This window comes from bacterium, assembly GCA_020444325.1.
In the GTDB taxonomy this organism is placed as follows: Bacteria; Bacteroidota; Ignavibacteria; order SZUA-365; family SZUA-365; genus BM516.
In genome coordinates, this window is sequence record JAHLLD010000001.1 from 329,745 (window position 1) to 348,334 (window position 18,590).

An 18,590-nucleotide genomic window follows, 5' to 3' on the forward strand; every position below is an offset into this window, starting at 1 on the left:
AGCTCAACGACCATGGCGGAATACCAGAAACACCTCTACATGATTGTCTTTCCGATCAACGCGCTTGTGGCATCACAGCTCGAACCGGAGGCTTTCGCGCAGCATTACACCATCGGCAGCGCACGTCATTTCCAGGGAAAAGTGATCTTCGCTGAGATCGACAGCAATTTCCGTAACCCCTATTTTCAGATCGAAGACTATCTCGAAAAAACCGTGCCGCATCCCGACGGCTCACCGAAGCGCACGAAATTCATTTCCTCGTACCGCGTACTCGAACATGTACCACTCGACGTCATTCAGCGCCTCTTCCTCGTAACCGTCAACGGACGCGCACTCGAGCTCAAGCCAGCACCGTACACGGCCGAGAACGTTCCGGGGCTCATTCGCATTTTCCAGGAAGTGGAACCTGTTTCGAATCTCATCGCCTCGCGTCTCGACCAGCGCTCGTTCGGCAACTACATCACCTCCGATGCTGCCAAGGGCGCCTCACGGGTATGCTTCACACAAATCGACCTGAACATCGAAGAGTTCATGGAGTCGAGCAAGAACCGCGAAATCATTGTCTCGCCTATCCCTGACAGCAACCCCTATCATCTGCTCGACTGCCTGACGGAGCTGCAGCAGGTGAAAGACAAGGCGGTGAAGACCATCAGCCTGTCTTCGGTACTGCACAGTATCAGCTACCGCGTCCTGCGTCACGGCTTCTGGTTCTTCGGACCCGATGATAACATGCTGTTTTTCCCCATTCCCAGTCTGCACGAACTGGAGACCACGTATTACGAATGGTGGCGAAACGCACGCTGATCCCCATTGTTCTTTCGTCAAAAGTCCCGCAAATGCGGGACTTTTTCATATCCCCCCGAAAAAAACGTGAACAGCGGAGGGTTCATCCGCATCCATCCGTTTCCCGTGGCATCCAATTTTGTATATTATATGGATATCCATGAACTCCACGGAGATTGTCCCATGACCATGAATTTTGACATGATTCAGCGTGTCTACAGCGCCATGCCTGCCAAAATCGAGGCGGCGCGCAACATGTTGAATCGTCCCCTTACGTACGCAGAGAAGGTGCTTTACTCCCACCTCTGGGAGACACCCGACGCCCCGAAGGCACGAGGGAAGGATTACGCGAACTTCGGACCCGACCGCATCGCCATGCAGGACGCGACCGCACAGATGGCCCTGCTGCAGTTTATGAGCGCGGGCATTCCGCAGGTCGCCGTGCCGTCTACCGTGCATTGCGATCACCTCATCCTCGCCGAACACGGAGCCAAGACTGATCTCGCGTCGTCGCTCGATACGAACCGTGAGGTCTTCGACTTCCTCGCCTCGGTATCGAAGAAATACGGCATCGGCTTCTGGAAGCCGGGTGCCGGTATCATCCACCAGGTCGTGCTGGAGAACTACGCGTTTCCCGGCGGCATGATGATCGGTACCGATTCGCATACGCCGAATGCAGGCGGACTCGGCATGATTGCCATTGGTGTCGGTGGCGCCGACGCGGTGGATGTCATGGCGGGTATGCCCTGGGAGCTGAAATTCCCGAAGCTGATCGGTGTCAAGCTCACCGGCAGCCTCAAGGGCTGGACCTCCCCGAAAGACATCATCCTGAAACTCGCCGGAATCCTCACTGTCAAGGGCGGCACTGGGGCGATCGTGGAATACTTTGGCGATGGCTGCGCCTCACTTTCCGCGACCGGCAAAGGCACAATCTGCAACATGGGCGCGGAAATCGGTGCCACGACTTCACTCTTCCCGTATGACGAGAAGAGCGGCGCATATCTGCACAGCACAGGACGGCAGGATGTGGCCGACCTGGCAAACGGTATCGCGGAACATCTGCGCGCCGACGACGGCGTCGCGGAAAACCCGGAAGCATACTATGACCAGGTCATTCACATCGATCTCGACACCCTTGAGCCGCATGTGAACGGTCCTTTCACCCCCGACCGTGCGCATCCGATCTCGGAATTTGCCAAAGCGGTTGAAGAGAACAACTGGCCGGAAGAACTGCGTGTCGCGCTGATTGGCTCCTGCACCAATTCGAGCTATGAAGACATTGACCGCGTTGCCGCCATCGCCCGCCAGGCGAAAGAGAAAAACCTCAAGGCCAAATCGGAATTCACCATCACACCGGGATCCGAGCAGGTGCGCGCGACTATCGAGCGTGATGGACAGCTGGCACTTCTCGAGGATATTGGCGGCGTGGTTCTGGCCAACGCCTGTGGTCCCTGCATCGGACAGTGGAAACGGCATGATGTGGAAAAGGGCGACCGTAACTCCATCATTACGTCGTTCAACCGCAACTTCACCGGACGCAACGACGGCAATCCCGACACGCATGCGTTTGTCGCCAGTCCTGAAACCGTCGCCGCACTTGCGCTGGCGGGTACGCTGAAATTCGACTTCACCCATGATACCCTCAAAAACGAGAGCGGTGAAGATGTGATGCTTGATCCTCCCTCGGGCGAGGAACTCCCGGCTGAAGGCTTCGTCCCCGATCCCGCAGGCTTCATCCCTCCCGCGGATGACGGTTCCGGCATCGACGTACAGGTGGATCCCGACAGCAAGCGCCTCCAGCTGCTTACCCCGTTCGCGGCGCCGAAAGAAGGCGATTATGACAAACTGCATCTGCTGCTGAAAGTACGCGGCAAATGTACCACCGACCATATCTCCATGGCGGGACCCTGGCTGCGTTTCCGCGGACATCTCGATAACATCTCGAACAATATGTTCATCGGCGCCATCAACGAGTACAACGGCGTCGCGAACAAGGTGAAGAACCAGAATACCGGAGCGTATGACGAAGTCCCGAACGTCGCCCGCGCATACAAGGCGGCAAGCGAAGGCTGGGTCGTGATCGGTGATGAAAACTATGGCGAGGGGTCGAGCCGTGAACATGCGGCCATGGAACCGCGCCATCTCGGCGGCAAGGCCATCGTCGTCAAGTCCTTCGCCCGCATTCACGAAACCAATCTCAAGAAGCAGGGATTGCTTCCGCTGACCTTCGCCGACCCGAGCGACTACGACAAGATTCTCGAGGACGACAGGATCAGCTTCGACGTCAGCGCCCTGGCACCTGGTCAGCAGGTCACCATGACGATTCATCACAGCGACGGAAGCACCGACACCGCCATGCTGAATCACACCATGAATGCACAGCAGATCGACTGGTGGCGCGCGGGCAGTGCTCTGAACCTCATCGCGAGCAAAAACGCCTGATACACAGCGTTTCCTGATCCTACGCGTTGCCTGATCCTACGCGTTGCCTGATCTCACGCGTAGATTAATCACTGCGGGACTGCCTCCTTACGGGGCAGTCCCTCTTTTTTTGCGCAATTCGTTCTTTATGCAGAAATTGCATATTCGAAACGCATTGAGTTGCGTCGACGATGAGAACGAGCTGAATTCAAGAGTAATGTGGAGACACTGTATGCATGAAAAGAGTATCGAACTGCTGAACAAGGCGATAGCGGACGAACTTCTCGCCGTTCACCAGTACATGTATTTCCATTTTCACTGTGACGACCAGGGTTTTGAACTGCTGAGCAACCTTTTCCGCCGGACGGCCATCGAAGAAATGATGCATGTCGAACTGCTTGCCGAGCGCATCCTTTTCCTCAAGGGCGAGGTGGAGATGAAGGCTGGCGGAGACATTCAGAAGCTGCATTCCGTCGAGGAAATGCTCAGACTGGCAACGTCCATGGAAGAGAGCAGTGCCAGGGATTACAATCTCTGGGCCAATGAATGTGCCGCAAATGCGGACTCAAAAACCAAGAAGCTCTTCGAGCAGCTGGTTGAAGACGAAGAGCGACATTTCGACCAGTATGATACGGAAATCGGGAATCTCGAACAGTTCGGCGCGCAGTATCTCGCGCTGCAATCCATTGAGCGCAGCAAGAATCTTGCGAGCGGAGCTCCCACCGCGTAACCCGTTTTCCACCCCTCCACAAAACGCAGCGAGGCGGCCTTTCATGGGCCGCCTCGTTGCGTTTCCGAGTGGAATGAAAATCTATTTGACGCCCATCGAAATCGTGTACGCCGCGCTCCCGCTTCCTTTTGCATCGCTGCGGCGATAGACAACGATATGGTAATCGTCGTAGCGCGGCAGCGTCCCGCTCCAGGCTCTGCGCTGACCGCTGATGTCGCCATCATGCAGAAAGACGCGGAAAAATACCTGTGGGTCATCCGACTGAAGGGTGACGGTCATCTTCTGTCCGCGGTTGGCGCGCAGCACATATTCCTTGTGCTTGCCCTTGCTCACACCTGCGCTCAACGATGCACCTGTATTCCCCTTCTGGAAACGAATGCGATGGCTGCTGAGTGTGCCCGGCAGCATGGCATGCGTGTGCGGATCGATGAGAATCTCATCTGCCGGCACTATCGCGGGCGGCGGCATGGGAGGCGGAGTCTTTTCCACCGGAGGAGGAGGTGCTGCAGCCTTTGACTCCCGCTTCCGAGAGGTCGTCTTCGTGGAGGTGGATGATGCATTGCGTTCCCGGCTTTCCATCCGTTTTTTTTCAGCGGCTGCCTTTTCAGTCCTGATCTCATCTTCGCGCAGCATGGTCTCATCTTCCTGCAGTGCCGCTGCATCTTCGGCCAGCGCTGCTTCATCCCCGGCCAGCGCTGCTTCATCCTCGGTCAATGCGGCTTCATCCTCGCTGCGTGCGGCTTCATCCTCAGCCAGGGGCGTCTCGTTCTGCGAAGGAAGTGAAATGGCAGTATACAGAAGGTCATTGAAACTGGCGGTGTCGATAATGCCGGAAGCGGCCGTCCGTTTCAGATCCTGCAGAGCCGCGGCACGGCGCATGGTATTCGGCACCTCACTGCCTTCCATGTCGATTTCCGAACCATCCACCGTCTTTTCACTGTAGAAGAGATTCCCCTTGTCATTGAAGTACATGCGTGTGCGGATATCCGCGGTCATCGGCGGCTGCTCGCCGGGATTGAGCCGTTTCTTTGCCTGCCCGTAGAAATGGAACAGACTGCCCATCGCAAAATAATAGCGGTTACGCTCTGTGGAACCGTCGTCGTGACGCAGGCGCTCATCGATATGCCGCAGTTCACCGTCCTGTGAATAGAGCGCGATGCGCAGTTCACTTCCGTCGAGACGGAATGTCGGGATATCCACTCTGTCGAGTGATTCAATCGCGCCCTGGATGACGGTTGCGCGTTTTCTGACTTCGAGCAGCTGCCGTTCGAGGGGTGAGGCCGTTTCGACAGGTGTCTCCTTCGTTTCCCAGAAACGCAGGTTGTCACAGGAAGTCAGTACGAGCAGGGCCGCGGTGAGCAGAAGCATCCTGCCTGTCATCGTGCGCGCGCGGGAGAGGTGGCGCTTGCTGAAGATATCCGCTGTTTGCATATGCGATCCGATAACTGATGCAATAGTCCGCAATAATCTACAAAAAAAAGACAGGCGATGGCACCTGCTATCGCCTGTCTTTCCATGTCATCGCGCGGTCTGTCAGGAGCAGCCGCTGGTACTTCCGCAGTCTTCACACACGGTGCAGGCACCATTCCGCTTCACGCGGGAGGAACCGCAGGATCCGCACATTTCACCGGTGTAACCCTGTGTACGTGCAATCATGATGGTGTCGCTGTTTTTCTGCGTACTGCGCTTTTCGGCGGAGACCGTTTCGGGCACGGGACGTGCGGCGTCACCATTTTCACGCTTCTTTCCGAGTGTCGGAGGTGAATTGAAGCTCGCCAGGGGCTGTTCGGCCGTTTCGTCGACGGACTTGACATGCACGAAGTCCGTGCGTCCGAGATACTCATAGCCAAGCACGCGGAACACATAATCGAGAATGGAAGTCGAATTTTTAATTGCGTCATGTCCGATAACGACACCGGCAGGTTCGAAACGCGTGAAGGTGAAGGAATCGACCAGTTCCTCGAGGGGAACACCGTACTGCAGCGCCTTCGATGTGAGCACGGCGAAGCAATTGAGCAGGCCCTTGAACGATGCACCTTCCTTGTACATATCGATGAAGATTTCCCCGAGACCGCCGTCATCATATTCACCCGTGCGGAGGAACACCTTGTGTCCGCCCACCACCGCTTCTCGCACGAAACCGTGGCGCTTGGCGGGCAGTTTCCGGCGTTCGACGCGGTAGACGATTTTCTCCTGCACTTCTTTCGGACCGATCTGCTCGTCGAAGTCGAACTCGTCACCCATCTCCGAAAGCGCCTCGGCTTCGGGATCACTGATGGTGTTGAGAGGCTGTGAGAGCTTGCTGCCATCGCGATACAGCGCGTTGGCCTTGAGCATGAGACGCCATGACATTTCATAGGCATGCTGCACGTCGGCGATGGTGGCATCGGCGGGCATGTTGATGGTCTTCGAAATCGCACCGGAGATGAACGACTGCGCGGCCGCCATCATGCGGATATGTCCCTCATACGCGATATAGCGCGTTCCACGCTTCCCGCACTTGTTCGCCGTATCGAACACGGGCAGATCGCTTTTCTTGACATGCGGCGCGCCCTCGATCATCATCGTACCGCAGACGAATTCGTTGGCCTTGTCGATCTGCGCCATGGTGAAGCCCAGGGCTTTGAGCATGTCGAAGGAGGGATCGGCCAGCTGCTCTTCGGTGAAACCGAGACGGCGGCAGAACTGCTCACCGAGCACGAAACGATTGAACGCCATGCGGATTTCAAAAACCGAATCGAGCTGCTTTTCGATCTTATCGATTGCTTCACCGCTGAAGCCCTTTTCCATGAGGCTGTTGCGGTTGATTTCAGGACAGCCTGCGAGCGTGCCGTGACCCTTGATGTATTTCTCGATATCGTCGATCTGTTCCGGCGTGTAGCTGAGGAATTCCAGCGCCTTGGGAACGGACTGATTGACGATTTTGAAATAGCCACCGCCTGCGAGTTTCTTGAATTTGACAATTGCGAAGTCGGGTTCGATCCCCGTGGTGTCGCAATCCATGACAAGCCCGATCGTCCCCGTCGGCGCAAGGACGGATACCTGCGCATTGCGATAGCCGTGTTCTTCTCCCAGTGCCAGTGCAGTGTCCCAGCTCTCACGGGCAGCGCGGAGAAGATTTGCAGGACACAGTTTTTCGTCCACCGGCATCGGCTTGATGGTCAATCCTTCATACTCATTGTCCGGCGCATGATACGCGGCGCGGCGATGGTTGCGAATGACACGTAGCATATGGTCGCGGTTGGGCGCAAAACGCGGGAAGGCACCGAGATCGCGGGCGATTTCCGCCGAAGCGGCATAGGACTCACCTGTCATCAACGCGGTGATGCCACCAGCGAGTGCGCGTCCCTTGTCGCTGTCATACGGAACGCCGGCAACCATGAGCAGGGAACCGAGATTGGCGTATCCGAGGCCCAGCGTTCGGAACTGATAGCTCTTCAACGCAACCGACTGGCTCGGGAACTGCGCCATCAGCACCGAGATTTCCAGCGTCAGCGTCCACATGCGTACCGCGTGACGGAAATCATCGACATTGAACGAGTGCTTCTCCTCATCCCAGAAATGCTTGAGGTTGAAGGATGCGAGATTGCAGGCGGTATCGTCAAGGAACATGTATTCGGAGCAGGGATTGCTCGCATTGATGCGTCCGTCAACGGGACAGGTGTGCCATTCGTTGATGGTCGTATCGTACTGCAGCCCGGGATCGGCCGAGGCCCACGCAGCATAGGAAATCTTTTCCCACAGGTCGCGCGCCCGCAGCGTCTTCGCGATCTCACCGGTAGTACGGAAGGTCAGCGACCACTTGCCGTCGTTCTCCACCGCTTCGAGAAAGCTGTTGGAGACCCGCACGGTGTTGTTGGAATTCTGTCCGCTCACCGTCGCATAAGCTTCATCTTCATAATGCGTGTTGAACTCGGTGATGTCGAATTCCTTTTCTCCCTGGTCCACCAGCTGCAACGCGCGGTAAATATAATTTTCATGCACACCGGCGCGGCGTGCCTGCACGATGGCGAGTTCGAGATCCCGGTTCGTGTTGAAATCCGTGCTCTCATTCTCAATGGCCGCCTTCATGATGCGGTTCAGATGCAGATGGTTGAGCCGGCTTCCCGTCACCAGCGCGGCGACTTTCTGCTCTTCCTGCACCTTCCAGTCGACAAAGGCTTCGATATCGGGATGATCGACGTTGAGCACCACCATTTTCGCGGCGCGCCGCGTGGTGCCGCCGGATTTGATCGCGCCGGCTGCGCGATCGTTGATTTTGAGAAACGACATCAGTCCAGAAGACACACCACCGCCGGATAAGCGCTCATTGCGTCCACGCAGGTTGCTGAAATTGCTGCCCGTACCCGATCCATACTTGAAAATGCGCGCCTCGCGCGTCACCAGGTCAAAAATACCGCCTTCGTTTACCAGATCGTCGCGCACGGACTGAATAAAGCAGGCATGCGGCTGGGGACGGCTGTAGGCGTCTTCCGATGCCTTGATTTCACCGGACTCGGGATCGGCGTAATAATGCCCCTGCGAGTTTCCGGTGATGCCGTATGCAAAATGCAACCCCGTGTTGAACCACTGCGGGGAATTCGGTGCTGCCATCTGACGCAGCAATGTATACGCCATCTCGTCGTAATAATTCTGCGCGTCATCTTCGGAATCGAAATACCCGTGCTGCTCACCCCAGTCACGCCAGCAGCCGACCATGCGATGCACGACCTGGCGAATACTGCTTTCACCGCCATACACCGGCTTACCACTTTCATCAAGAAGCGGACTGCCGTCTTCATTCATTTGCGGCACGCCAGCCTTCCGGAAGTATTTCTGTGCGAGGATGTCTGTGGCCATCTGTGACCAGTGCGACGGAACCTCAATGTCGTGCAGTTCAAACACAACACTTCCATCGGGATTGCGAAGAACAGAAGATCGCTTCGTGTAGGTGAAGCAATCGTAAGCACTCTGTCCAGGCTGGGTGAAGCGACGGGTGATTTTCATAGGTCTCAGCTATCTATAACGAAGGGTGGAGATGACAATCCCTTTCACCGGGAGGCGTGAAAGGGTATGCTAATACATTCAATTACAACAGGTTAACTCGCCTACCGGGCGCAGAGAATTCCATCCCGATGCTCAAAAACATCGGCTGAAAACTGCTTCTTACTTCAGAAGAAACATACGCGAAATGCGCTGCCGAATAGTGGGTTTGAATATACACCATGCTCGGATATCTGTCAAGAAAAAGTCTTCTGAGGGCTTTAAGTACCAAGTTAAAGTAATTCCATAACCAATTGCAATAGCTTGGTTTAACTTTGAAAAAAATTTAATGTAAAACTTTAAGAGGGAGGGGTCAGAAAGGGGTGCCGGGAGCCAATGCTCACATAATCCTCATAATTATGCCGGAATAGCCAAAACACCGAGTAATGCGGACCTGCGGGCTCCTGTTGCGAGCGGAAGACCAGCCCGGTTACCCATGAGCCACTCATTGGCGAGAATGGCGAATGCGACGGCTTCCTTGGCGTCGGGGTCAACACCAATCGCTGCGCTTGTTTCCACGCGCGCGCGTGGCAGACTGTAGCGCAAGCCGTCAATGAAGAAGCGGTTGTGTGCGCCGCCGCCGCTGACGTAGAGGTGCACATCGTCCCATTCCTCACAGAAAGGACGAAGCTGGGCTGCGATGCTGTACACGGTGATTTCCGCGGCGGTTGCAATGATATCCGGTGGTTCGGTGACGCCAAGTTCCCTGGCCAGTGTCAGGTAGTTCTGCAGATAGTCTTCCCCGAACAATTCGCGTCCCGCCGACTTCGGCAGACGCTGACGATAGTACGGGTGCTGACGCAGCCAGGTGAGCAGGTCGGGATTGACGCTTCCGGAAAGCGCGATGCTGCCCCCCTCATCGAATTCGCGTCCGTAATACTTCCGTGTCAGCGCGTCTACGAGCATGTTTCCCGGACCGGTGTCAAACGCCACGACATCTGACGGCGCGCAGCCACGGGGCAAAATACTGCAGTTCGCAATCCCACCGATATTGAGCAGTACGCGATGCTCTCGCTCCGAGCGATAGAGCACACCATCGGTGTAGGGCACCAGCGGAGCGCCCTGACCGCCAAGCGCCATGTCGCCGCTGCGGAAGTCGTACACGACGGGAATGCGCAGCTGTGTCGCGAGCATCGAGCCGCTGCCGACCTGCAGGGTGGACGATACCTGGTGGCCGCCGATTTCCATCGGCTCCGGCAGGTGGCGCAGCGTCTGGCCGTGCATGCCGATCAGGTGCACATCCTCGAGATCGAGTCCCGCCTCCGCGACACAGCCCTTCACAGCTGCGGCGTACACGTGGGCCAGGGCGCTGTGCAGCAGGCAGATGTCGTTGACATTGCTGGACGACACTTCCGCATTGGCGAAAATGCGATTCTGCAGTTCCTCGGCGAACAGGGTTTCACTGTAGTGCAGCAGTTCCGCCTTCAGCGAACGGCCGCTGCCCCGGAGACGCACGAGCGCCACATCGACCGCGTCGACGGAGGTGCCGGACATGATGCCGGCAACAATGCGCTCGGAGCGGGTGACGAGGCGTGTCAGGATGTCAAGAGGCGTCTGCGGCACGGCAGTGCTCCTTGCTGTTGTGCGTATGTGGCAATATACGCAATGAATACGGGAAGTCGTATCAGAACTGTACGAGCAGTGCGCTGCGAATACGCCAGTAGGAAAAATCACGTACGGCGAGCACCGTTTCATCCACCCCGCGCACAAATGGGTGCATGAAACGCATCCCCAGCTGAAAAGACAATACTGAAGAAAACGGCAGATCGAGCCCTACTTCCGCAACGGCCGCGAGACGCATGGCCGTCTGATCGAAGCTCTGCCGGTTTTCCTTCCATCCCTCACGCTCGGAGAAGGAAAAGTAACGCAGTTCGTACGCGTCTTCCGTACTGCCGGCAAGCATGACCTGCGGTCCGAGTGCCGCGTAAAGGGGAATCACGGGGACGGGGGGACGATACACCACGAGCAGTGGGAAATCGTATGCTTCGTAGAGCCTGCGACCCAGGGCGAAACGGAGTTCCCCGGCTCTCTGTGTGTGCCACGACTGCTTCCAGCGCGTCACTTCCGCCATGAGACTCCAGTCTTCGTCGATCGGGAACTGCAGGACGACACCGACGGCCATACTCTGACTCGCAGTGGCCTGAAATTCTCCGGGATACGGCTGTACCCGGTAGCGCAGCAGATTGGTCTGCACCGAGACATGCACGCCTGCGCGCAGATGCTGCTGCATCGCGGCACTTCCTCCCGCGCGCGCGTCATTCTGCAGTGCAGCAGCGGATTCCCTGTCCTGCGCGCGCGCCTGCAACACCGGCAGGAACAGTATTGTGCAGAGGAGAAGGAAACGATATGTGACGGTGGATCTCAATGCAACTCACTGGTCAATGGTGTATAGCAGGGCGAGACGTACCTGCCAGCTCCAGGGAGACTCCCACGTGAACTTTTCATTTTCCAGCAGTGGTGTCAATTCCTGTTCGTAGCGCAGGCCGAATAGCACGGACCAGTCAGCGGAAGCCCGAATATCCGTTCCCAGCTCGATGACGCTGCCGGCGAACAGCTGATGCATGAACAGATCTTCCTCTTCGACATGGGATTCGAGGGGTGGTTCCTCGGAAAAGCGGTATTCAGTAAGCCGCAGGCCGAGATTGCTGAGATTCATACCGAATTCGATGCCGCCCGCCAGATAGGGACGCACAAATGCGCGCGAAAACGGGGAATAGCGCAGCAACATGGGAATGGCCAGATAATCCACCGTCCCCTGCGTGAACGAATACCTCACGCCGGAACGGTTATCCCATTTCGACTGCAGCTGCGCCCGCTGTCCGTAGCGTGGTGAGAACTCCATCTGCCACTGATCGGAGAGGGAATAATCGACGACGATGCCGAAATACCCATTCTGATGATGCACATCCGTGGTGGCACCATCGCTGGCGCCCACCCAGCTGTACTGGTTGTTCTGTCCCATCATGCCCAGTTGCACGCCGAAACGAAAAGGCATCTGTCCCATGGCGGGAGGTGCCGTAAGCAGGAGCAATGCCAGTACAGGAAGAACAAGGCGCAGCAATATGGAGGTCCGTTGTTTCATGATCATGCGGTCCTGCGTATTGGACACACAAAGTACGCGAAGGTTACCATGGAAGTCTATGCTAAAACGGCTTCTTCGGCGCAAAATGCACCCGGAGCCCGATACGCAGTCCAAAATGGGCAGGGACACCGACGGACGCCAGTTCGCCACCAATGCTGCTGCCCGTCAGCGAACGATAGCGAAGATCCCCGGTAATTGCCAGTGTCTTCGTTCTCCTCCATTCGACGCCGATACCCGCCTGTATGGCGAGCTGAGAAAATGGGATTTCATAGGTCACGACACTGCCCTCCTCGATATTCGTACCGGAACGGTAGCGGATGGAGGCGTGCGGCGCAAGCAGGATCATCATGTCGAGGCCTGCAATCAGATATCCTGTGAGTGCTTCTTCACTGAAACGCTTCCGCAGCAGCAGTGGCAGATGAAGGACATGAAATTTCTCAATGGTGACCTGCCTGTTCGCCCTCCCGGTCTCCGCAATCTGATCGGTTCCTTCATAAAAACTGCCGAACGCGGGCTCGGTGAGAAGGGAGAGTCCCGCACCTACGCGATACATCGCCTGCAAACCGAACTGCGGCAGCACGGCGCTGCTTTCCTCACGCACCCGGTACTCGTCGTCTTCTCCAAACTGCAGTTCATGCGTGACGAAATCGAAGCCGACGAGGGGACCGATGGAAAAGGGTCCCACGGGAACATCCTCCTTCTGTCCGAAGGCCTGCTGCCCCCAGGGTTGGAGAAGGAGAAAAAGAAGCTGAATGTATAGCAGATGTTTCATATGCGCCGCCCGGACAATGCCTGTGCATGATGGCCATGATGAAGACAAACTACGACGCAGACTTGAATTCCACCAAAAAATTCGTAGTTTTCGGTGTCCTCTCTCCACAAACCTCACTGTATCGCCACTGCTGTCATTCAGACGGTGCGTGGGCGGGACCTCCTGCTGTTTTGCGAGGTTCGGATTTCTACGGCTCCAGCCATTTCGTTGATCGGAGGTGTTTCCATGCGTACATCATTTCGCAGTACCGCGCGGTACTCAGCTATCCACATCCTGCTGCTTGCGCTGCTCTTCAGCATGGCGGAGGGGAAACAGTTCGTTGTGAAAAGTACCGCAGACGCCGGAGCGCACTCGTTGCGCTGGGCGTTGCTGCAGGCCAATGCGTCTCCCGGACCCGATGTGATTTCCTTTGAAATCCCCGGAGATGGACCCCATTCCATCGTCCCCGCCTCTCCCCTGCCCCCGCTGACGGATCCTGCGGGCACGGTGATCGACGGACTCTCTCAACCCGGCAGTACGCTCGGGGACCATCCTCCCGCAACACTGGAACTGCGTATCGTTCTCGACGGCGTGCACGCCGGTGCCGCTCCAGGACTCTGGCTGCAGTCACCCCAGAATCTCATCCAGGGACTGGTGATCACACGCTTCGCGAAAGACGGGATTCGCCTGCAGGGAAAAGAAGACGTGCATCACAACACGGTGCGCAACTGCATCGTGGGGCTTGATCCAGCAGGGACGGACGCACGTGGGAACTGCATGGAGGAGGGCGACATTCGCTGCGCGGGCATCCGTCTTGCCGCCAGTGCGGAGTATCCCGGCAGTCTTCACGACAACAGCATACTGACCTGCATCGTCTCTGGAAATGCGGGCGATGGGATTCTGCTCAAGGACACCGAAGGTGCACAGGTGCGCAAGAACACCATCAGCGGGAATTTCATCGGGAGTACTCGCTCGGGTGACGTGCCACGTGGAAACGATCGCGATGGCATTCAGATCTCTGGCGGCTGTGCCTTGAACACCATAAGCGCAAACCTGATCGGCGGTAATGGCAGCGACGGTATCCATATCATCGGCGATGCAACGCGCGGTGCGCTGGCGCATGCGAACAGCATCACACGGAATAATATCGGGGTCACCATCAAGCACCACGCCATGGGCAACAAACTGAACGGCGTCAACCTCGGGGGACGTGAATACGGCTCTGAAGGCGGCTTCGCATCGAAGAATATCGTCTCCTCCAATGTCATCGCGGCAAACGGCAGGAGCGGCATCGTCGTGCGTGAACACGAATCCTCCGCCAACAATGCAGATGGCAACCGCCTGACACAAAACAGTATTTACATGAACGGACGCATCGGTATCGATCTCGGAGACGACGGCGTGACGATGAATGACCTTGCGGATCACGACGTCGGTCCGAATCAGAACCGGAACACCCCGGTGATTCTGTCGGCCGAAGTCAATGGCGGACTCGCACTGCTGCGCGGAAATGTAGACCTGGGCAGTCTGCCCCGCGAGGCTGTCGTGGAAGTGTACAAGACCCATGCCGCTCCCATGCTCCGTCAACATGAAACGCTTTATCTCGGTGCGGTCATGCCGGATGCCGACGGCAACTGGGCGTATTCCTGCAACGGGGGAGTGCTGGCGGGAGACAGTGTTACCGCCATCGTCGTCGATTCCGACGGGAACACGTCAGAATTCGCACGCGCCCGTAAGGTCACGCGGGGTGATGCCGTCGAGGTGGAAGACAACAAGGAAATAGCCGAGCAGAACCGTATCAAGGAAAATCCGAATGCGACGATTGCATCGATGATGCAGGACAAGGCAAACGGATCTGTGATCTTCACCATCGATGTCGAGAAACCCTGCTGGAGCGTCCTCGAGATATACACGGAGAACGATCAGCTCGTGTCGACGGTGCTCAACCGCTGGATGCCCGCCGGCAGACATACGATCACGTGGGACGGCAATAACTGGAAAGGCAGCGAAGTTCCGCCTGGCAGCTACACCTGCAAATTCGACGCCGACGGCGTGCGCCAGACAACCACGCTGGCACGGCGCCTCAGTGGTGCCTCTCAGTAGATATCGACTTCAAGCTTCAGTACGCGGAACGCCAGCATGATATCCATCAATGCGAACACCACGCCGCAGGCTGCCGCGAGTAGTCCGAGAATGAATACCCAGACCGCGAGCGCCGCTGCGCCGAGGTTGAGGAAGAGTGCGGCGCCGAGCAGCAGTGAACACAGGAGATAGCAGATCACGCCTATCCAGAGAAAAATCAGGGAGCGACGCAGATAATTCGCGCGTGTCAGCAGCGAAGGAATCTGCCGCATGACACTTTCAAAACGCAGTGCATCGACATATTCCCGGTCAATCCCTTCCGGGTCCGAGAGTTTTTTTCGTTTCTCATCGTTGAGTCCGCGAATGCGGTTGATTACGATGGCATAGCGGTTGTTGAGACCGAGCAGCAGCAGTCCACACGCGCTGATCATCAACGCCGGTGTCAGAATCGCCTGGATGCTCTGCTGTGCGAGGGGAGTAGTAAATTCGTGCATGGTCATTCTTACATCATGTACTGGGGGTCGACGTCCACACTCACGTGAACTGATCGTGTTTTTGCATGCCGCAGGTAATGCTGCTCCGCCGCGGCGAGGGCGGCTCCGAGTTTGCTGCCGTCACTGTCACGTGTTTTTTCCACGCGCAGCAACAGCTGATAGCGGTAGCGGCGATTGATGCGGCTCAGCAGCGCAGGCTGCGGGGGATGCATGGAGAAAAAATGTTCCTCCTTCCCGAGGGCACCGTGATAGAGCTTCGCTGCCGCCATCACCGCATCTTCCTTTTCGCCGGAAAAGGTGATGAGTGCAAGCCGGGAAAACGGGGGATAATACAGCTCGCGCCGGCTCTGCAGTTCCGTCTGCATGAAACCGATATAGTCATTTTCCGCAACGTGGTGAAAGACGGGATGCGCAATATTCCGGGCCTGGAGCACAACGGTTCCCTTTCTGCTGCCGCGTCCCGCGCGGCCCGCGACCTGTGTGAGCAACTGTGCGGTCCGTTCCCCGGCGCGGAAGTCGGGAAGTCGCAGCGACTGGTCGGCCGCCACGACACCGACGAGCGTGACGCGTTCGAAATCCAGTCCCTTGGCCACCATCTGCGTGCCGAGCAGCACATCCGTCTGTCCTTCGCTGAACGACGTCAGCATCATGTCATGCGACCCGCGCCGTCGTGTCGTATCCGAATCCATGCGCAGAATACGTGCTTCCGGGATGGCTTCCTGCAGGTCTTCTTCCACACGCTGTGTGCCGCTGCCGAGCAGATCGAGTTCCGTGCCGCCGCAGCGGGGACAGATGACGGGCGCCTTCTCCGCCGCCCCGCAGTAGTGACAGCGCAGCAGTCCGCGATCCTTGTGATATGTCAGGGCAATGCTGCAGTTGTCGCATTCGCCCACATAACCGCAGTCGCGGCACTCCATCTGCGGCGCGAATCCGCGACGGTTGTGAAACACGATGCTCGCCTCACCCTTCTGCATCCGCGTACGGATTTCATCGAGCAGCAGCTCCGAAAAGGCGCCGTGCATGTGCTGCTTCTTTCTTTCCTCCCCGATATCGACGAAGCGGAACGCCGGCAGCGAAGCGCCATCAATGCGCTGCTTGAGTGTGATATATGCATACTTCCCGCTCGCGGCGTTGTGCCAGCTTTCCGCTGACGGTGTCGCCGAACCCAGGAGTACAGGCGCACCTTCGAACCAGCCGCGCATGACGGCCACATCGCGTCCGTGATACCGCGGCGTGGTATCCGACTGCTTGTAGCTGCCCTCCTGCTCCTCATCGACGACTATCAGTCCTACGTCCTGCAGTGGAGCGAACACCGCCGAGCGCACTCCGACCACGACGCGGTAATCGCCCGCGAGGGTGTGCCGCCACGCGTCATAGCGTTCGCCGAGGGACATGCGGCTGTGCATCACGGTGACGTCGCCGCCGAAGGCCTGCCGGAAACGGTAGACGAACTGCGGCGTGAGTGAAATTTCCGGAACGAGCACGAGCGCGTTTTTCCCCTTCCGCAACACGTGCTGAATGGCCTCGATATACACCTGCGTCTTGCCGCTCCCCGTGACACCGTACAGCAGCATCGCGCTGTGTTTGTCTGTGTCCACCGCCGCCGTTACCGCACCCAGCGCAGTGCGCTGCTCCTCCGTCAGCGTGATGGATTTCTTCTTTTCCGCATAACGCAGTTTCCACTCGCGCGTGACTTCTTCTTCGAAGATTTCAACGATGTCTTTCTCTTCCAGCGCCCGTACCTGCGCGCTGGATGCACGGGCATCGCGTACGACTTCTGACATGGGCACGGTGTGTGCGCCCGCGCGGTACTGCTTCCAGAGTGTGGCGATCACGTTCACCTGTTTCGGCGCTCGCTTCTCCATGATCTCCATCAGCTCCATGATCTTATCCTGCGTGTTCCATGGGGGAAGCAGGCGAACGACCAGTATGGTTTTCGGGCGGACGGCGGGACGCTCGATCACGGATTCCACCTGCACGATGCCTTCCATGAACAGCTCGCGCAGCTGCGCCGCAATACTTTTTACATCCGCCCGCTTGCGCAGTTCATCCTCGGTCATGACCTCGCCGGTGCGCAGTGCCTCGACGATGGATGCTTTCACCTTGGAGCGGCCGATCACGCGGGCTATCTCCTCCTCATCCCCGCTTTGAAGGGACACATGACGCTCACTGTCGACGTCCATGCCCTGCGGCAGCGCCGCCTTCAGAGCCTCTCCGAGTCCGCACAGGTAATAACGATGCACCCAGTCGCAGAGCGTCATGATATTCGGCGCAATCACCGGCTCGGCATCGAGAACCTGCTGCACCGCTTTGACAGCGAAATCCGGCATCTGTCCATGCGTGCGGATAACGAAGCCCATGACCAGGCGTCGTCCGAGAGGCACCATGACACGCATCCCGGCATGCAGCTGCGGCATGCCGTCGGGCACGGCATACGTCAGCGTATCCTTCGGAACACTGGGGACGGCAATATCGGCGTAGATTCTTTCAGGCATGAGCGCTGGTCATTCTCCGGGACTAAGATACGAGATTCACCGGTATTCTCTGTGAGCGGACCCGCGGCAGGGATTCGACAATTCTTGCCGGGCAATTCGACAAAGCTTGCATCCCATGTCGCCGATGCACGGGAAAAGGGGCTCATTCCACACTGTTTTGAAGGAATCAGGTTCTGGCACGGTTGTGGATACTACTGATATGACTGACAAAAGACTTCGGCACTACATTTCAGGAGTTTAACCATGAAACGCATTCTATCAATCGCAGCACTTTTTGCCTTTGCACTTACGCTGACCGTGATCAATACGCAGGACAGCTATGCGCAGGGCAAACCCGCAAACAAGGGTTTCGTCGACGCCAATGGCGACGGCTACAATGACAACGCACCCGACGCCGACGGCGACGGTATTCCCAATGGACGCGACGAGGATTACACCGGTCCGAAATCCGGCCGTGGCTTTGTCGATGCAGATGGCGACGGTATCAATGATAACGCACCCGACGCCGACGGCGACGGCATTCCCAATGGCCAGGATCCGGATTACGTTCCCGGCTCCGGCGCAGGCGCGAAAGCGGGACGCGGTTTCCGCGGTGGTACGGGCACGGGCGAAGGCACCGGCACGGGTACCGGCGAATGTGACGGTACAGGACCGAAAGGCAATGGCCGCCGTGGAAAATAACATGCATGCTGGAAGCGTGCAGGCGCGCTTCCGTTAACCTCTCATGCGT

The 18,590-nt window shown here is 57.4% G+C and carries 13 protein-coding genes; 5 read left to right on the forward strand and 8 right to left on the reverse strand.

Translation table 11 applies throughout. The features are described 5' to 3' along the window. The first annotated feature begins 12 nt into the window (after nt 1-12). The 3 genes from KQI65_01370 (at nt 13) to KQI65_01380 (ending at nt 3,934) form a co-directional block, all read left to right on the forward strand. Nucleotides 13-804, forward strand: a complete 792-nt coding sequence (locus tag KQI65_01370) for a hypothetical protein (protein ID MCB2203370.1) — start codon at nt 13-15, stop codon at nt 802-804. Nucleotides 805-966: 162 nt separating this feature from the next. Next, complete coding sequence (locus KQI65_01375; protein MCB2203371.1) at nt 967-3,225, forward strand: aconitate hydratase; 2,259 nt, start codon at nt 967-969, stop codon at nt 3,223-3,225. Between the two features lie 211 nt (nt 3,226-3,436). Beyond that, complete coding sequence (locus KQI65_01380; GenBank protein ID MCB2203372.1) at nt 3,437-3,934, forward strand: manganese catalase family protein; 498 nt, start codon at nt 3,437-3,439, stop codon at nt 3,932-3,934. An 81-nt stretch (nt 3,935-4,015) separates the two neighbouring features. On the opposite strand, the gene KQI65_01385 is transcribed toward KQI65_01380, so the two are convergent. The 6 genes from KQI65_01385 to KQI65_01410 form a co-directional block, all read right to left on the reverse strand. Further along, nucleotides 4,016-5,365 carry a hypothetical protein gene (locus KQI65_01385; protein ID MCB2203373.1) on the reverse strand — a complete coding sequence of 450 codons (1,350 nt, stop codon included), beginning with the start codon at nt 5,363-5,365 and terminating at the stop codon, nt 4,016-4,018. Between the two features lie 102 nt (nt 5,366-5,467). Continuing rightward, nucleotides 5,468-8,920 (reverse strand): vitamin B12-dependent ribonucleotide reductase, encoded by a 3,453-nt coding sequence (locus tag KQI65_01390; GenBank protein ID MCB2203374.1) that lies wholly within the window; start codon nt 8,918-8,920, stop codon nt 5,468-5,470. 393 nt (nt 8,921-9,313) lie between these two features. Then, on the reverse strand, nt 9,314-10,519 hold the full coding sequence (locus KQI65_01395; GenBank protein MCB2203375.1) for an anhydro-N-acetylmuramic acid kinase: 1,206 nt from the start codon (nt 10,517-10,519) through the stop codon (nt 9,314-9,316). 61 nt (nt 10,520-10,580) lie between these two features. Then, entirely contained in the window at nt 10,581-11,321 is a 741-nt protein-coding gene (locus KQI65_01400) for a hypothetical protein (GenBank protein MCB2203376.1), read from the reverse strand. 6 nt (nt 11,322-11,327) lie between these two features. Next, nucleotides 11,328-12,038, reverse strand: a complete 711-nt coding sequence (locus tag KQI65_01405) for a PorT family protein (GenBank protein ID MCB2203377.1) — start codon at nt 12,036-12,038, stop codon at nt 11,328-11,330. Between the two features lie 61 nt (nt 12,039-12,099). Beyond that, nucleotides 12,100-12,810, reverse strand: a complete 711-nt coding sequence (locus KQI65_01410; protein MCB2203378.1) for a PorT family protein — start codon at nt 12,808-12,810, stop codon at nt 12,100-12,102. A 225-nt stretch (nt 12,811-13,035) separates the two neighbouring features. Here KQI65_01410 and KQI65_01415 point away from each other — a divergent pair, with 225 nt between their 5' ends. Then, nucleotides 13,036-14,892, forward strand: a complete 1,857-nt coding sequence (locus KQI65_01415) for a right-handed parallel beta-helix repeat-containing protein (GenBank protein ID MCB2203379.1) — start codon at nt 13,036-13,038, stop codon at nt 14,890-14,892. Here KQI65_01415 and KQI65_01420 read toward each other — a convergent pair. Continuing rightward, nucleotides 14,886-15,365 carry a DUF2721 domain-containing protein gene (locus KQI65_01420; protein MCB2203380.1) on the reverse strand — a complete coding sequence of 160 codons (480 nt, stop codon included), beginning with the start codon at nt 15,363-15,365 and terminating at the stop codon, nt 14,886-14,888. The genes KQI65_01415 and KQI65_01420 overlap by 7 nt on opposite strands. An 8-nt stretch (nt 15,366-15,373) precedes the next feature. After that, nucleotides 15,374-17,860: a primosomal protein N' gene (priA, locus tag KQI65_01425; protein ID MCB2203381.1), complete on the reverse strand. Its 2,487-nt coding sequence runs from the start codon at nt 17,858-17,860 to the stop codon at nt 15,374-15,376. Nucleotides 17,861-18,103: 243 nt separating this feature from the next. On the opposite strand from priA, the gene KQI65_01430 reads away from it, so the two are divergent. Beyond that, a complete protein-coding gene (locus tag KQI65_01430; GenBank protein ID MCB2203382.1) occupies nt 18,104-18,541 on the forward strand; it encodes a hypothetical protein in 438 nt (145 codons plus the stop codon). Nucleotides 18,542-18,590 lie beyond the last annotated feature (49 nt).